Raw genomic sequence first — 14,422 nt, 5'->3', positions numbered from 1 at the left:
CGAGGCTAGTTCCCGTCCGGGCCACCCGCCACGCCCCCCGGCGGGACTCCCCCGCCGCGATCAGCCGGGACGGCGGGCGGTCACCGCTGTCGCCTCGCGTTCCTCGTCGCGGACCACCGCCGGCTCCAGCCCGGCGGCGGTGAACACGGCGCACAGCTCCGGGGCCTGCGCGACGCTCACCTCGACCACGACGTGCCCGCCCGGGGCGAGCCACTCGGCCGCGCCGGAGGCGACCCGGCGCAGCACGGCCAGGCCGTCGGTGCCGCCGTCCAGCGCCACCGGCGCCTCGTACAGGCGTGCCTCGGCCGGCAGCGAGGCCACCGCGGCGGTCGGCACGTACGGCGCGTTCGCCACCACCAGGTCCAGCGTCCCGCGCCGGCCGGCCGGCAGCGCGTCGAACAGGTCGCCCTGGTAGACCGGGACGCCCAGTGGTTCGAGGTTGCGCCGGGCGCAGGCCACCGCCACCGGGTCGATGTCGGCGGCGGCCAGCCAGCGCGGCGTCAGCCGCTCGTGCAGCACCACGGCGGCGGCGCCGCAGCCGCAGCACAGGTCGAGCACCGCGGGTGCCGGCCCGGCCAGCGCCGTCGCGGTGTCGACGAGCAGGGCGGTACGACCGCGCGGCACGAAGACCCCCGGGTGTACGGCGATGCGGCGGCCGCAGAACTCGGCCCAGCCGAGCAGATGCTCCAGCGGCAGGCCGGCGACGCGACGGTCGGCCAGCCGGGTCAGCGACTGCGCCGAGTCGGCGGCGGCGATCAGCAGGTCCGCCTCGTCCTCGGCGAAGACGCAACCGGCGGCGCGCAGCCGCCGGACGAGGGCCGGACGGTCGGGGGTGAACACGGTGGATGCCATGGCAAGCCTTTCGGGAAGCGCTCGTCGGCGCCCCCGGCGTCGCCTCAGCCCCGAAGCGACGCGGACTCGGAGGGAGCGCCGGTCCTCTGCTTGTGGATCGGACTCACCTCCTCGGGTCGGGGCCGCACGGGCCGTGGCTGCCCGTCACCTTAGCCCAGCGGCCGATACGCCGTCAGCCCGCCGCGTCCAGCGCCGCCGTCACGTCGGCGAGCAGGTCGGCGGTGTCCTCGACGCCGCAGGAGAACCGCACGAAGCCCGGCGTCGTGTCGTCGCCCCACTGGGCCCGCCGGTCGGCGGTGCTGTGCAGGCCACCGAACGAGGTGGCGGCGGCCACCAGGCGGGAGGCGGCGAGGAACCGGGCCACCCGGCGCTCGTCACCCAGGTCGAACGAGAGCACACCCGGTACGCGCCGCATCTGGGCCGACGCGACCGGGTACGCCGGATCGTCCGGCCGTCCGGGCCAGCGCAGGCCGGTGACGTCCGGGCGGTCCGCGAGCAGGTCGGCCAGCGCCCGCGCATTCGCGGTCTGCCGGGCCAGCCGCAGGTCGAGCGTGGCCAGCGACCGGTGGGCCAGCCAGCAGTCGAACGCGCCGGGCACGCCGCCGGTGGTGTTGCGCCAGGTGGTCGTCGCGTCCCGCAGCCCGGCGTCCCGTGTCGCCAGGTAGCCGAGCAGCAGGTCCGAGTGGCCGGTCAGCGCCTTCGTGCCGGAAGCGACCACCACGTCCGCGCCGAGCTCCAGCGGGCGCTGGCCGAGCGGCGTGGCGGTGGTGTTGTCCACCGCCACCAGCGCTCCCGCGGCATGCGCGGCGGCGGCCACCGCCGCCACGTCGACGACGTCCAGGCCGGGGTTCGCCGGGGTCTCCAGCAGCACCAGCCGGACACCGTCGAACGACGGGTACGGCCCGGCCGTGGGCACGAGCACCACGCGTACCCCGAGCTGCTCCAGCGCGCCGGAGGCGAAGGAGCGCACCGAGTAGTAGCCGTCGGCGGGCAGCAGCACGGTGTCGCCGGGGCGCAGCACTGTCAGCAGCAGCCCGGTGATGGCGGCCTGGCCACTGGCGAAGACCCGGCAGTCGCCGCCCTCCAGCTCGCCGATCGCCGTCTCCAGCAGCCGCCGGGTGGGGTTGTCGGGCCGCCCGTACCCGTCCACCGCCGCCGACGGGCCGCGCTCGGGGTCCAGGTGGTACGGCGCGGCGAAGACCGGGCCGGGCAGCAACGGCTGCCCGGGTACCGCGTCCGGCAGGCCGGCGTGCACGCTGCGCGTGCCGTCACCCCAGTGCTCGCTGCTCATCCCCGCTCCGCTCACTCGTACGACTCGGGCTTGGCGGTGCGGCTCATCAGCGCGTCCACCGCCAGGCGCGGATCCATCCCCTCGTGGCAGATCCGCTCGATCTGCTCGGTGATCGGCATCTCGACGCCGTGCGCGCGGGCCAGGTCGCGGATGGCCAGGCAGCTCTTGACGCCCTCGGCGGTCTGCCGGGTGGCCGCCTGGGCCTGTTCCAGCGTCTCGCCCCGGCCCAGGTGCTCGCCGAAGGTGCGGTTGCGGGCCATCGGCGACGAGCAGGAGGCGACCAGGTCACCCATGCCGGCCAGCCCGGCGAACGTGATCGGGTCGGCGCCGAGCGCCACGCCCAGCCGGGCGGTCTCGGCCAGGCCGCGGGTCATCAGCATGGCCCGGGTGTTGTCGCCGAAGCCCATCGCGGTGGCGATGCCGTACGCCAGCGCGATCACGTTCTTCACCGCGCCGCCCAGCTCGCAGCCGATCACGTCGTCGTTCGTGTACGGGCGGAAGTACGGCGTCCGGATGGACGCCTGCACCAGCGCGGTACGCCGGCTGTCGGTGCCCGCGACCACTGTGGCGGCCGGCTGTTCGGCGGCGATCTCCGGGGCCAGGTTGGGCCCGGAGACGACCACCACCCGGTCGGCGGGCACCCCGGCGGTCTCCGTGATCACCTGGCTCATCCGCTTGGTGGTGCCCAGCTCGATGCCCTTCATCAGCGACACGAGCGTGGCGTCCGGCGCCAGGTACGGCGTCCAGTCGGCGAGGTTGCCGCGCAGCGTCTGCGAGGGCACCGAGAGCACCACCACCTCGGCCCCCTCGATCGCCTCGGCGGCGTCGCCGGTGGCGGTCACCCGCTCGGGCAGGCGGATCCCCGGCAGGTACTCCGGGTTGTGCCGCCCGGTCCGGATCGCCTCGGCCACGGCGGCCCGGCGGGCCAGGACGGTCACGTCCCGCCCGGCGTCGGCGAGGATCTTGGCGAACGCGGTCCCCCAGGAACCGGCGCCCAGCACGGCGACGTGCCCGCTCATTCGGTGACCTCCCGGGTGCCGGTGCGGGCGGGCCGCTGCCAGAGCGGCGGTGGTGTGCCGCCGCGGATCTCCGCGACCAGATCCCGGATGCGCAGCATGATGGTGTCCGTCATCTCCTCCAGGATCGGCCGGGTCGGCGTGGCGCCGGCCCAGCGGCTCAGGTCCACCGGCGGCCCGGCGATCACCGTCACCGGGGTACGCGGGCGCAGCCCGAACCGGGCCGTACGCGGGTCGAACATCCGTTCCGGGCCGACCATCGCGATCGGGACCACCGGGGCGCCGGTGGCCAGCGCCAGCCGGGCCGCGCCGGTCTTGCCCTTCATCGGCCACAGGTCCGGCTCCCGGGTGGTGGTGCCCTCCGGGTAGATCACCACCGCGCCCCCCTCGGCCAGCGCGGCGACCAGCTTGTCCAGCGACTTGACCGCCTCGACGGTGCCCCGCTCGACCGGGATCTGCTGGCAGCGGTGCAGGATCGCGCCGACCACCGGCACCCGGAACACGCTGGCCTTGCCGAGGAAGCGCGGCCAGCGCCCGGCGTCGTAGACGTAGTGCGCGACCACGAGCGGGTCGGCGTGCGAGATGTGGTTCGGCACGAGGATCACGCCGCCGTCGCCGCGCAGGTGATCCATGCCCCGCCAGGTGCGCCGGGTCCAGACCGTCATCAGCGGCTTCACCAGCACCACGGCGAGCCGTCGCCAGAACCCCAGCCTGCGCCGTGCCACAGTGCCTCCTCGATCCGCCCTCGCGCCCCGGCACAGAATCATGCCTGTTCGCCCCCGCTGCGGCCAGTGCGGGTACCGGCGGCCTCGCTGGCAGGATGGTCGGCGTGTCTGAGGCCCGCTGGACCGTGGTGATGCCGGTGAAGCGCCTGCCGGCGGCGAAGAGCCGTCTGCGGGGCGCGCTGCCCGGCGTACCCCATGAGGAGCTGGCACTGGCCCTGGCGGCCGACACGCTGCGCGCGGTGCGGGCGTGCCCGGCGGTGGCCGGGGTGCTCGTGGTCACCGACGACCCGCTGGTGGCGGCGGCGGCCGGCGCGGTCGGCGCCGACGTCGCCGGCGACCCTGGCGGCGGCCTCAACGCGGCGTTCCGGCACGGTGCGGCGGTTGCCGGTCCGCGCGCCGCGGTGGCCGGCCTGACCGCCGACCTGCCCGCGCTGCGACCGGCCGACCTGGCCGCCGCGCTGCGGGCCGGCCAGGGGGTACGCGGGTTCGTGGCTGACGCCCCGGGCGGAGGCACGGTGCTGCTCGCCGCGCCGGCCGGCGCGGCGCTGTCGCCGCGGTTCGGGCCCGGCTCGGCCGCGGCGCACGCGGCGAGCGGGGCGCTGCCGCTCGCCGGGGAGTGGCCCAGCCTGCGCCGGGACGTGGACACCCCGGCGGACCTGGCCGACGCCGCCGGGCTGGGCGTGGGGCCGCGCACCGCCGCGCTGCTGGCCCGGGTCGCCGGGGCGGTCCGGTACGGTGCTGGCATGCAGGGGACGGTGGCCACCTACGACGCGTCGACCCGCAGCGGCGTGCTGCTGCTCGACGACGGCACCGAGCTGGCGTTCCCGGCCCGCGCGTTCGACGCCTCCGGGCTGCGGCTGCTCCGTTTGGGGCAGCGTGTCCGGATCGAGCGGGACGCCGACGGCGAGGTGGTCCGGGTGACCTTGCCGACGATGGCGTGAACAACCTGGCCCGAGTTCATTTTCCGTTCACCCTTATCGGGGAATCATGAGGTGGTGAGCACCCCTCGCGAGCACCCCGACGGCCCGCCGCCGATCCTCGACCCCGGCACGCCCCGCAACGGCCGCCCCACCCGCGGCCCGGACGGGCGGTTCCGCCAGACCCGGCCCCCGGAGGAGCGCCTCGGCGCCGACCCGGACGCGGCCGGCGCGACCGGCCTGGACGAGCCGCTCGACCCGGTGGAGGGCCCCGGCCCGGCCGGCGAGACCGCCGCGGACGCCGCCCCGCCGGCCGTACCGCCGCTGCCGGAGGACCGTTTCCTCAACCGGGAGCTGTCCTGGCTCGACTTCAACGCCCGGGTGCTGGCGCTCGCCGAGGATCCGCGCACCCCGCTGCTGGAACGGGCGAAGTTCCTGGCCATCTTCGCCAGCAACCTGGACGAGTTCTACATGGTCCGGGTGGCCGGGTTGAAGCGGCGGCTCTCCGCCGGCCTGCCGGTACGCGGCGGCGACCGGCTGCCGCTGCGCACCCAGCTCGACCTGATCACCGAGAAGGCCGCGGGCCTGGTCGCCCGGCACGCCGCCTGCCTGGTCGACGACGTGCTGCCGAAGCTCGCCGCCGAGGACATCCGCATACTGCGCTGGAGCGACCTGGACGACGCGGAGCGGGAGCGGCTGCGCACCTGGTTCCGGGAGCACATCTTCCCGGTGCTCACCCCGCTGGCGGTCGACCCGGCGCACCCGTTCCCGTACATCTCCGGCCGGTCGCTGAACCTGGCCGTGTCGGTGCGCGACCCGGACGGCGGCTCGGAGCTGTTCGCCCGGGTCAAGGTGCCGAACAACGTGCCCCGGTTCGTCCGGGTGCACCGCGACCAGCCGGGCGTGCGGTTCCTGCCGGTCGAGGACCTCATCTCGGTGCACCTCGGCCAGCTGTTCTCCGGCATGCAGGTGGTCGAGTGCCACCTGTTCCGGGTGACCCGCAACGCCGAGGTGGAGGTGGACGAGGACCGCGACGAGGACCTGCTCCAGGCGCTGGAACGGGAGCTGGCCCGGCGCCGGTTCGGCCCGCCGGTACGCCTGGAGGTCGCCGCGTCCATCTCCGACCACATGCTGGAGCTGCTGGTCCGTGAGCTGGACATGGACGGCCACGACGTGCTGCGGGTCCGCGGCCTGCTCGACCTGTCCGCGCTGTGGCAGGTGTACGGCGAGGCGGACCGGCCCGACCTGAAGGACCCGTCGTTCGTGCCGGCCACCCATCCGCGGCTGGCCGAGGGTGAGGTGCCGCGCAGCGTCTTCGCCACGCTGCGCGACGGCGACGTGCTGGTGCACCACCCGTACCACTCGTTCGCGACGAGCGTGCAGCGCTTCGTCGAGCAGGCGGCGGCCGACCCGAACGTGCTCGCCATCAAGCAGACGCTCTACCGCACCAGCGGCGACTCCCCGATCGTGGACGCGCTCGTCGACGCGGCCGCCGCCGGCAAGCAGGTGGTGGTGCTGGTGGAGCTGAAGGCGCGCTTCGACGAGGTGGCGAACATCGGCTGGGCCCGCACGCTGGAACGGGCCGGCTGCCACGTCGTGTACGGCCTGGTGGGGCTCAAGACGCACTGCAAGACCGCGCTGGTGGTACGCCAGGAGGGCAACCAGATCCGCCGCTACTGCCACATCGGCACCGGCAACTACCACCCGAAGACGGCCCGGCTCTACGAGGACTTCGGCATGCTCACCGCCGACCCGGAGATCGGCGCCGACCTGACCGACCTGTTCAACGTGCTCACCGGTTACAGCCGGCAGACCGCGTTCCGGCGGCTGCTGGTGGCGCCGCAGGGCATCCGCAGCGGCCTGATCGAACGCATCGACAGGGAGATCGAACACGTCCGGCTGGGCATGCCGGGGCTCGTGCAGTTCAAGGTGAACTCCCTGGTGGACGAGGAGATCACCGACGCGCTCTACCGGGCGTCGCGGGCCGGCGTGCACGTGGACCTGCTGATCCGCGGCATGTGCACGCTGCGGCCGGGCGTGCCGGGGCTGTCGGAGAACATCCGGGTCCGCTCGATCCTCGGCCGGTTCCTGGAACACTCCCGGATCTTCCGGTTCGGCAACAACGGCGACGCCGAGTTCTGGATGGGCTCGGCCGACCTGATGCACCGCAACCTGGACCGCCGGGTCGAGGCGCTGGTGCAGGTGAGCGACCCGGTGGCCCGGGCCGAACTGGACCACGTCCTCACCGCCGCGTTCGATCCGGACGTGGACGCGTTCGAGCTGGCCGCCGACGGCACCTGGCACCGGCGTACCGGGGACGGCGACGTGCGGCTGACCCACCTCCAGGATCTGTTGCTGCGCCGGGTCGGCGGCCGGGCGGACTGACCGGGCCGTGGCGCGTGCCGGGCGGGCATACGGTGAGCGGGTGAGCGACGACGAACCGGTACGGATCCGGGCCGCCGGTGGGGTGGTGTGGCGCCCGGGTCCGGCCGGCGTCGAGGTCTGCCTCGTGCACCGCCCCCGATACGGCGACTGGTCGCTGCCGAAGGGCAAGCTGGACCGCGGCGAGCACCCGCTCGTGGCCGCCGTCCGCGAGGTGGCCGAGGAATCAGACGTCCGCGCCGTGCCGCAGGTCCGCCTGCCCACCGTCCGCTACCGCAGCGAGGGTCTCGCCAAGGCGGTCGACTACTGGTCCATGCGGGCGGCCGGCACCGGCGGTTTCCAGCCCGGCACCGAGGTCGACGACGTGGCCTGGTTCCCGGTCGACGACGCGGTACGCCGGGTCAGCTACCCGCACGACGCCGAGGTGATCGCCGCGTTCGCGGCGCTGCCGCCGGTCACCGCGACGGTGCTGCTGGTCCGGCACGCGCACGCCGGCAAGCGCGGCACCTGGACCGGCCCGGACCACGGCCGCCCGCTCGACGACAAGGGATGGACGCAGGCGCGGGCGCTGGTCCCGCTCGTCGCGCTGGTCCGCCCGGCCCGCCTGTTCTCCGCCTCGGCCCGGCGTTGCGTGCAGACGCTCGACCCGGCGGCGGCCCGGCTGGACCTGCCGATCGAGGTCTGCGGCGACTTCGACGAGCCGGCGCCGGGCCAGCAGGTCGAGGAGTGCGCGCTCGCCACCGCGGCCCGGCTCGTCGCGCTGGCGCAGGCCGCCGGGACGGTGGCGGTATGCAGCCAGGGCAAGGTGATCCCGGGCGCGCTGGAACGGCTCACCGGCCGGGTGGACGAGGACTTCACCACCGACAAGGGCGGCGGCTGGCTGCTGCCGTTCGCCGGTGACCGGCTGGTCCTCCCCGACCGTCTGTGAGGCGGTTCAGGACAGCGTGACGGTGAGCGTCACCGGGAGGTGGTCGCTGGCCTCGGTGCGCGGCGCGCGTACCTCGGTGGCGGTCAGCCCCGGCGAGGTGAAGACATGGTCGATCTGGGTGCGCGGATCGTCGGCCGGGCTGGTCCGCAGCGGCCGGGCCGCGGCCAGCGCGTCCACCAGCCCCGCGCGGGTGAACTCGGCGAACGCCGGGTCGTCCGGCTCGGTGTTCAGGTCACCGCCGAGCACCAGTGGGCGGCCGTTCGCGTACCGGCCGGCGAATTCGGCCACCTCGCCCGCCTGCTCGACCGGATCCCGGCCGGGCGGCGGTTGCAGGTGCGTGGCCACCACCGCCAGTTCCCGCCCGCCGAGTTCGAGCGTGACGCCGAGGGCCTGCGCCCCGGTCGGCGCGCCGTGCGCGGTCAGCCGCCGCGTCTGCCCGGACCGCATCGGGAAACGGCTGAGCACCGCGTCGCCCCAGACCGGGTCGGCGGCGGGCCCGAAGACGTACGGCATCCCCAGCCGCCCGGCCAGCAGCGCCAGCGTGTCGTGGCCGCCGTTGAGCCACCAGCCCCGGTCGACCTCGCTGAGCAGCACCACGTCGGCGCCGCGCAACTCCCGGGCCACCGCGTCCAGGTCCAGCCGCCCGTCCAGGCCGAACCCCATCCGGATGTTGTACGCCGCCACCCGTACCGCCGCCGGCGCCGTCGTGGCCCGGGCCGGTGCGGGCGGTACGTGCAGCGCGGCGCCGAGCCCGGCCAGCACGGTGAGCCCGGCCAGGGCCGCGACCCGGACCGTTGCGGGCAGCACCGGGCCAGGTGCGGCCGCGCCGGGCTGGACGGGCGCGGTAGCCGCCACCAGAGCCACCAGGACGGCCGCGGCGACCGGCGCCCAGCCGTTGGGGTACCCCAGGTCGTAGGCGGCGTAGTAGGCGACCGTGGCCACCGCGAACACCAGCATCCCGAGCGTCGCCGCCCGACCGCGCCGCGTCCCCGCCCGCCCGTCGTCCGCGCCTCGTTCGTCAGTGGCGCCGGCCGGGCCGTCGTCGGCGGCCGTGTCGGTGCGGGCCAGGCAGCCGCCGAGGCCGGCGGCGGTGAGCAGGTACGCCGGGACGAGCAGCCCGGTCACGAACAGCACCGACCCGGCGAGCAGCGCGAGCGGCCACAGCACCCGCGCCACGCGCGCCGGTGCCCGGAACAACGCCGCCGCGAGGAACAGCAGCACCGCGAGCGCGCCCGGCAGGGCACCGTTTCCGGGGCGGACGAGGCCGGGGAAATCAGGCGATCCGGTGCCGGCGGCGGCGCTCCAGAGCGCCGGGGCGAGCGCCACCTGCCCGGCCAGCAACAGCGCCGGACCGCACAGCAACCAGGCCCGGCGGCCCGGGGTGGGCACGCGCCGCCCGGCGTCGCCGTCCGCCACATCCGTCGCCGGGGCGGCCGTCCGCGCCGCGTCGCCGCGTACCGGAGCGGCGGCCCGGTCCCGCAGTACCGCCACCGAGGCGGCCAGGAACGCCGGCACCAGCAGGGCGCTCAGGCTCCAGGCGAGCACACCGCCGCGCCACACCAGGTCCTCGGTGCCGAGCAGGGCATGCCCGACCGCGTTCCCGGCCAGCCCGAGCGCCAGCCCGGCGACCGGCCTTGGCACCGACGCGGCGATCGCGGCGAGCCAGATCAGGCCGGCGAGCAGTCCGGCGCAGGCCAGCCAGAGCTGGGCCGGGCCGCCGGGTTGCGCGGTCAGCGCCAGCCGGGCCGCCGCCAGCACGCCCGCCGCGGCGAGTCCGACCGGGGCGGCGCCGATGCGGCGTACGAGTGTGGGCGCGGCGAGCGCCAGCACGAACCAGCCGAGCGCGAACGCGCCGAGCAGCTCGGCGGGTGTCTCGGCGGCCTGGCCGAACAGGGTGATGACCGACGGGAGCCAGACGCGGAGCACGTCCAGCAGGACCGCGATACCGAGCGCGAGCGTGAGGGTGGAGAGGTGACGGTGCCGCACGGGGCGCCTCTTCTCGTGACCGACGGGGGTTTTCGGCACGGCGATTCTGCGGGGCGCGACGGCGGGCGGTCAACGGCGTACCCATGCGAAAGGGCGCCCACCGCGAACGGTGGGCGCCCTTTCGTGGGCCGTCCGGTCAGCGCCGGGTGGCGGCCTTCTTGGCCGGTGCCTTCTTCGCGGGCGCCTTCTTGGCCGCCGTGGTCTTCTTCGCCGTGGCGGACTTCGCCGCGGTCGTCTTCTTGGCGGTGGCGGTCTTCTTCGCCGCGGTGGACTTCGCCGCGGTCGTCTTCTTCGCCGCCGTGGTCTTGGTCGCGGCGGCCTTCTTCGCCGGCGCGGCCTTCTTGGTAGCGGTGGTCTTGGTGGCCTTGGTGGCCTTCGCCGCCGTGGTCTTCTTGGCGGCAGCGGTGGTCCGGCCGCCGGTGGCCTTGGCGGCACCGGTGGTCTTCTTCGCGGCGGCGGTGTCCTTCGGCACCTTGCCGCTGGCCACCATCTCCTTGAAGCCCGCGCCCGCCCGGAACGTCGGGACGGAGGTCTTCTTGACCTTCACCGCCTCGCCGGTCCGCGGATTGCGCGCTGTTCGGGCTCCCCGGACGCGCTTCTCGAACGCTCCGAAACCGGTGATCGCCACCTTCTCGCCCTTGGTGACCGCCGCCTGGACCTCAGCGAGAACCGCGTCGAGCGCGGCCGTCGCCGTCTTCCGGTCCCCCAGGCGAACGGCGAGCGCCTCGATGAGCTCGGCCTTGTTCACGACTTCCTCCCGATTGTGCAACTGACTCGACGCGAGCCATTCTGCGCGCACGGTATGCCCTGTGCTGCCTGGACACAAACATTCGGTGGAAAAAAGCCCTTGTGTCGTAACGGATTCGCCCCCACCGGATGCACCGGTGGGGGCGAATAGCGCTTGAGGTCAGGCGATCGAGGGCAGGAACGCCGGCCGGGCCGCCTCGTACGTGCTGATCTCGGACTCGTGCCGGAGAGTGAGTCCAATGTCGTCCAAGCCCTCCATCAGCCGCCAACGGCTGTGGTCGTCCAGCGGGAACGCCCAGGTGGCGTCACCGGCGTGGACCTGACGGGCGGCGAGGTCGACAGTGATCGGCGTGGTCGGCTCGGATTCCACGAGATCCCACAGTTCTTCCACGGCTTTCAATTCCAGCTCGACCGGAAGGAGGCCTTCCTTGAGCGCGTTGCCGCGGAAGATGTCGCCGAAGCGAGGCGAGATGACGGCCCGGAAGCCCCAGTCCCGCAGCGCCCAGACGGCGTGCTCCCGGGAGGATCCGGTGCCGAACTCGGGGCCGGCGATCAGAATCGACGCACCTGAATGGGCGGGATCGTTGAGGACGAATGACGGGTCCTCCCGCCACGCGTTGAACAGACCGTCGGCGAATCCGGTCCGGGTCACCCGCTTGAGGTACACGGCGGGGATGATCTGGTCGGTGTCCACGTTGGATCGGCGCAGCGGCACGGCCGTGCCGGTGTGGGTGGTGAACTTGTCCATCAGTCGGCTGCCCTTCTACAGATCGGCGGGGGCGGCCAGCCGGCCGACCACGGCGGTGGCGGCGGCGACCGGCGGGGACACCAGGTGGGTACGCCCGCCCCGGCCCTGGCGGCCCTCGAAGTTGCGGTTGGAGGTCGAGGCGGAGCGCTCACCCGGCTTCAGCGTGTCCGGGTTCATGCCCAGGCACATGGAGCAGCCGGCGAAGCGCCACTCGGCGCCGGCTTCGGTGAAGACCTTGTCCAGCCCCTCGATCTCGGCCGCCTCGCGGACCGCGGCGGAGCCGGGGACCACGAGCATGCGTACGCCGTCGGCGACCCGGCGCCCGCGCAGCACCTCGGCGGCGGCCCGCAGGTCCTCCAGGCGGCCGTTGGTGCAGGAGCCGACGAACACCACGTCCACCGCGAGGTCGCGCATCGGGGTGCCCGGGGTGAGGTCCATGTACTCCAGCGCGCGACGGGCGGCGACCCGCTCCGGCTCGGTGACGAAGTCCTCCGGGTCCGGCACGGTGGCGCCCAGCGGCACGCCCTGCCCGGGGTTGGTGCCCCAGGTGACGAACGGCGTGATCCGGCTCGCGTCGAGCGTGACCTCGGTGTCGAAGGTCGCCCCCTCGTCGGTGGGCAGCGTCCGCCAGTACTCCAGCGCCGCGTCCCAGTCGTCGCCCTGGGGCGCGTTGGGCCGCCCCTTCAGGTACGCGAACGTGGTCTCGTCCGGCGCGATCATGCCGGCCTTGGCGCCCCACTCGATGGACATGTTCGCGATCGTCATCCGCCCCTCCATCGAGAGGTCGCGGATCGCCTCGCCCCGGTACTCGACGATGTGCCCACGCCCGCCGCCGGTGCCGACCTGCGCGATCAGCGCGAGCACCAGGTCCTTGGCGGTGACGCCGGGCGCCAGCTCGCCGACCACGTTCACGGCCATGGTCTTCGGGCGGGCCTGCGGCAGCGTCTGCGTGGCCAGCACGTGTTCGACCTCACTGGTGCCGATGCCGAACGCCAGCGCGCCGAACGCGCCGTGGGTGGCGGTGTGCGAGTCGCCGCACACGATCGTCATGCCGGGCTGGGTGAGGCCCAGCTGCGGGCCGATGACGTGCACGATGCCCTGGTTCTCGTCGCCCAGCGGGTGCAGGCGGACGCCGAACTCGGCGCAGTTGCGGCGCAGCGTCTCGATCTGGGTGCGGGAGGTGGGGTCCGCGATCGTGAGCAGGTCGCCGCGCCGGGAACGGAACGCCGGGTCGTCGTACCCGGTCGGGGTGTTGTGGTCCTCGGTCGCGATCGTCAGGTCGGTACGGCGGACCCCGCGCCCGGCCAGACGCAGCCCGTCGAACGCCTGCGGGCTGGTCACCTCGTGCAGCAGGTGCAGGTCGATGAAGAGCAGGTCCGGCTCGCCGGCGGCGGAGCGGACCACGTGTGCGTCCCAGACCTTCTCGGCCAGGGTCCTCGGTTGAGTGACTCCCACCATCTGGACATCCTAAATTCTGGGAGGTAAATTTCGGCTTGTGGGACACAGTATGAGCGGTGTCGGCGTTCTCGACAAGGCGGTGGTCATCCTGGCCGCCTGTGTCGACGGCGCCAGCCTGGCCGAACTCGTTGAACGCACCAAGCTGCCCCGGGCCACCGCGCACCGGCTGGCACAGGCGCTGGAGATCCACCGGATGCTCGTCCGGGACACCCAGGGGCGCTGGCGCCCGGGTCCACGCCTGGGCGAGTTGGCGAACGCGGCCCCGGACGTGCTCCTGACCGCCGCCGAGCCGCTGCTCGCCGCGCTACGGGACGCCACCGGCGAAAGCGCCCAGCTCTACCTGCGCCGCGCCGACGAGCGGATCTGTGTGGCCGCCGCCGAGCGCGCCAGCGGCCTGCGGGACACCGTCCCGGTCGGCTCGGTGCTGCCGATGACCGCCGGCTCGGCGGCGCAGATCCTGCTCGCCTGGGAGCCCCCGGAGGCGGTCATGCCGCTGCTCCCCCGCTCCAAGTTCACCGGCCGCACGCTGGCCGAGGTGCGGCGGCGCGGGTGGGCGCAGAGCGTCGCCGAGCGGGAGGCGGGTGTGGCGAGCGTCTCGGCGCCGATCCGCGACCGCACCGGCCGGGTGATCGCCGCGATCAGCATCTCCGGCCCGATCGAGCGCCTCGGCCGCCGCCCCGGCGAACGCCACGCCATAGCCGTGGTCCGAGCCGGCCAGCGCCTCTCCGGCCTCTGACCCACCCACCCCCTTCGCGTTGATCATGAAGTTGGCGGCATTTTTGATCTCCCCGGCTGCCGCTAACTTCATGATCAACGGGGCGGGGAGGGGCGGGGAATGCGAACGGCCCGCCTCGCGGAGCGAGACGGGCCGTTCGTGGGTGTAGCCCCGACCGGATTCGAACCGGCGCTACCGCCTTGAGAGGGCGGCGTCCTGGGCCGCTAGACGACGGGGCCAGGCACTTTTCGTGCTTCACCACCCTGCCGGGCGGTGTGGCAGTAGTCTAGCGGCATCCCGCGCGGCACCACCGCCGGGGGGCACCCCCTGCGCGCGTGGGCCGGACAGCAGAAAGCCCGCCCCGGAAAACGGGACGGGCTGTCGGTGCTGTAGCCCCGACCGGATTCGAACCGGCGCTACCGCCTTGAGAGGGCGGCGTCCTGGGCCGCTAGACGACGGGGCCAGAACCTTCATTGCACTCCGCCAGCGTGAACTGCCGGAATCCAGCGTCCGAGGGCTCTCACGAACCCTCGGTTGCGCTGGGGTACCAGGACTCGAACCTAGACTAACTGAACCAGAATCAGTCGGGCTGCCAATTACCCCATACCCCATTGGCCCCTTGCGGCGCCGGGAATGAACTTTACCCTCCCGGTGCCG

At 74.2% G+C, this 14,422-nt stretch carries 12 protein-coding genes, 3 tRNA genes and 1 pseudogene; 5 read left to right on the top strand and 11 right to left on the bottom strand.

Features of this window, described 5'->3' with window-relative positions; genetic code table 11:
* Window positions 1-60: 60 nt before the first annotated feature.
* From OC439_RS20075 to OC439_RS20060, 4 genes are all read right to left on the bottom strand, one after another.
* Window positions 61-852, bottom strand: a complete 792-nt coding sequence (locus OC439_RS20075; RefSeq protein ID WP_262014754.1) for a putative protein N(5)-glutamine methyltransferase — start codon at window positions 850-852, stop codon at window positions 61-63.
* Window positions 853-1,024: 172 nt separating this feature from the next.
* Window positions 1,025-2,143, bottom strand: coding sequence for a cystathionine gamma-lyase (locus tag OC439_RS20070; protein ID WP_262014753.1), 1,119 nt, complete (start codon window positions 2,141-2,143; stop codon window positions 1,025-1,027).
* Window positions 2,144-2,154: 11 nt separating this feature from the next.
* Window positions 2,155-3,162 carry an NAD(P)H-dependent glycerol-3-phosphate dehydrogenase gene (locus OC439_RS20065; protein WP_013284538.1) on the bottom strand — a complete coding sequence of 336 codons (1,008 nt, stop codon included), beginning with the start codon at window positions 3,160-3,162 and terminating at the stop codon, window positions 2,155-2,157.
* The gene (locus OC439_RS20060; protein WP_262014752.1) at window positions 3,159-3,884 is read right to left on the bottom strand and encodes a lysophospholipid acyltransferase family protein; all 726 of its coding nucleotides are present in this window, start codon (window positions 3,882-3,884) and stop codon (window positions 3,159-3,161) included. The genes OC439_RS20065 and OC439_RS20060 overlap by 4 nt, the downstream gene beginning before the upstream one ends.
* Window positions 3,885-3,979: 95 nt before the next feature.
* Here OC439_RS20060 and cofC point away from each other — a divergent pair.
* The 4 genes and pseudogenes from cofC to OC439_RS20040 form a co-directional block, all read left to right on the top strand.
* Window positions 3,980-4,603: pseudogene (gene cofC / locus OC439_RS20055) on the top strand (2-phospho-L-lactate guanylyltransferase); the annotation flags it as partial.
* 24 nt (window positions 4,604-4,627) lie between these two features.
* A complete protein-coding gene (locus OC439_RS20050; RefSeq protein WP_043330566.1) occupies window positions 4,628-4,825 on the top strand; it encodes a cold-shock protein in 198 nt (65 codons plus the stop codon).
* 54 nt (window positions 4,826-4,879) lie between these two features.
* Complete coding sequence (locus tag OC439_RS20045) at window positions 4,880-7,186, top strand: RNA degradosome polyphosphate kinase (RefSeq protein WP_402811892.1); 2,307 nt, start codon at window positions 4,880-4,882, stop codon at window positions 7,184-7,186.
* Window positions 7,187-7,193: 7 nt separating this feature from the next.
* Window positions 7,194-8,111 carry an NUDIX hydrolase gene (locus OC439_RS20040; protein WP_262014751.1) on the top strand — a complete coding sequence of 306 codons (918 nt, stop codon included), beginning with the start codon at window positions 7,194-7,196 and terminating at the stop codon, window positions 8,109-8,111.
* 6 nt (window positions 8,112-8,117) lie between these two features.
* On the opposite strand, the gene OC439_RS20035 is transcribed toward OC439_RS20040, so the two are convergent.
* The 4 genes from OC439_RS20035 to leuC form a co-directional block, all read right to left on the bottom strand.
* Window positions 8,118-10,097, bottom strand: coding sequence for an endonuclease/exonuclease/phosphatase family protein (locus OC439_RS20035; RefSeq protein ID WP_262014750.1), 1,980 nt, complete (start codon window positions 10,095-10,097; stop codon window positions 8,118-8,120).
* A 136-nt stretch (window positions 10,098-10,233) separates the two neighbouring features.
* Window positions 10,234-10,845: an HU family DNA-binding protein gene (locus tag OC439_RS20030; protein WP_262014749.1), complete on the bottom strand. Its 612-nt coding sequence runs from the start codon at window positions 10,843-10,845 to the stop codon at window positions 10,234-10,236.
* A gap of 159 nt (window positions 10,846-11,004) precedes the next feature.
* On the bottom strand, window positions 11,005-11,592 hold the full coding sequence (gene leuD, locus OC439_RS20025; protein WP_262014748.1) for a 3-isopropylmalate dehydratase small subunit: 588 nt from the start codon (window positions 11,590-11,592) through the stop codon (window positions 11,005-11,007).
* Window positions 11,593-11,607: 15 nt separating this feature from the next.
* Entirely contained in the window at window positions 11,608-13,050 is a 1,443-nt protein-coding gene (gene leuC, locus OC439_RS20020) for a 3-isopropylmalate dehydratase large subunit (protein WP_262014747.1), read from the bottom strand.
* A gap of 49 nt (window positions 13,051-13,099) precedes the next feature.
* Here leuC and OC439_RS20015 point away from each other — a divergent pair, with 49 nt between their 5' ends.
* Window positions 13,100-13,786: an IclR family transcriptional regulator gene (locus tag OC439_RS20015; RefSeq protein ID WP_262014746.1), complete on the top strand. Its 687-nt coding sequence runs from the start codon at window positions 13,100-13,102 to the stop codon at window positions 13,784-13,786.
* A 145-nt stretch (window positions 13,787-13,931) separates the two neighbouring features.
* On the opposite strand, the gene OC439_RS20010 is transcribed toward OC439_RS20015, so the two are convergent.
* The 3 genes from OC439_RS20010 to OC439_RS20000 form a co-directional block, all read right to left on the bottom strand.
* Window positions 13,932-14,004: transfer RNA gene (locus tag OC439_RS20010), tRNA-Glu, on the bottom strand.
* A gap of 151 nt (window positions 14,005-14,155) precedes the next feature.
* Window positions 14,156-14,228: transfer RNA gene (locus OC439_RS20005), tRNA-Glu, on the bottom strand.
* Window positions 14,229-14,304: 76 nt separating this feature from the next.
* Window positions 14,305-14,376: transfer RNA gene (locus OC439_RS20000), tRNA-Gln, on the bottom strand.
* Window positions 14,377-14,422: the final 46 nt, after the last annotated feature.

This window comes from Micromonospora sp. Mcm103 (genome assembly GCF_024519755.1).
Taxonomy (GTDB): Bacteria; Actinomycetota; Actinomycetes; order Mycobacteriales; family Micromonosporaceae; genus Micromonospora; species Micromonospora aurantiaca.
Note: the sequence above shows the minus strand (reverse complement) of the source record. Positions and strands in the feature narration are given on the sequence as shown.

Bases quoted from the DNA above. Each gene is read 5' to 3' on its own strand.
- OC439_RS20015 (WP_262014746.1), top strand. From the start codon at position 13,100: ATGAGCGGTGTCGGCGTTCTCGACAAGGCGGTGGTCATCCTGGCCGCC.
- OC439_RS20070 (WP_262014753.1), bottom strand. From the start codon at position 2,143: ATGAGCAGCGAGCACTGGGGTGACGGCACGCGCAGCGTGCACGCCGGC.
- OC439_RS20075 (WP_262014754.1), bottom strand. From the start codon at position 852: ATGGCATCCACCGTGTTCACCCCCGACCGTCCGGCCCTCGTCCGGCGG.
- OC439_RS20050 (WP_043330566.1), top strand. From the start codon at position 4,628: ATGCAGGGGACGGTGGCCACCTACGACGCGTCGACCCGCAGCGGCGTG.
- leuD (WP_262014748.1), bottom strand. From the start codon at position 11,592: ATGGACAAGTTCACCACCCACACCGGCACGGCCGTGCCGCTGCGCCGA.
- leuC (WP_262014747.1), bottom strand. From the start codon at position 13,050: ATGGTGGGAGTCACTCAACCGAGGACCCTGGCCGAGAAGGTCTGGGAC.
- OC439_RS20065 (WP_013284538.1), bottom strand. From the start codon at position 3,162: ATGAGCGGGCACGTCGCCGTGCTGGGCGCCGGTTCCTGGGGGACCGCG.